The organism is Catenibacterium sp. UBA627 (assembly GCF_002299355.1).
Taxonomy (GTDB): Bacteria; Bacillota_I; Bacilli_A; order Erysipelotrichales; family Coprobacillaceae; genus Catenibacterium; species Catenibacterium mitsuoka.
Window position 1 is genome coordinate 2,555 of sequence record NZ_DBPF01000121.1, and the last position, 549, is coordinate 3,103.

Here is a 549-nt window from a genome sequence, read left to right on the forward strand (position 1 = left end):
TGGGAAGTGTTCTTCTAAACAAGCTGCAATACGTAATACTTCTTCACGTATATAATTTCCTACTGGTGTCACTTTCTAGACAAATGGCTGAGCATTTGTGAGAGTTCCTGTTTTATCAAAGACAATCGTATCTGCCTGATCCATTGCTTCTAGGTATTTATAACCCTTTACCATAACAGAATGACGACCTGCTTCCTGCATCGCAATAATAACAGAAATAGATGTAGATAACTTAATCGCACATGAATTGTCTACAAGTAATACTGATGAAGCACGTATAAGATTTCTTGTGGCAAGTAATAATCCAAAGAAAGCCACAAAACTATAAGGGACAATTGCATCTGCAAGATGTTCAGCCCCTGATTGAATACCTGCTTTCAATGATTCGTTTGTATCAATCATATCTACATTCTTATTAATACGGCTTTCTAATTGTAGATTTCTTACCTTGATATAAATCTTACCTTCTTCTACAACAGTCCCTGCAAAAACAGAACTTCCTTGTTTTACCATCTTGCTTAATGGTTCACCAATAAAGCTTGATTCATT

At 35.5% G+C, this 549-nt stretch carries 1 pseudogene; it reads right to left on the bottom strand.

Annotation, left to right across the window (positions count from 1 at the left end):
* Positions 1–75: 75 nt before the first annotated feature.
* Positions 76–549 (bottom strand): annotated as a pseudogene (locus B2S90_RS07895) (heavy metal translocating P-type ATPase); the annotation flags it as partial.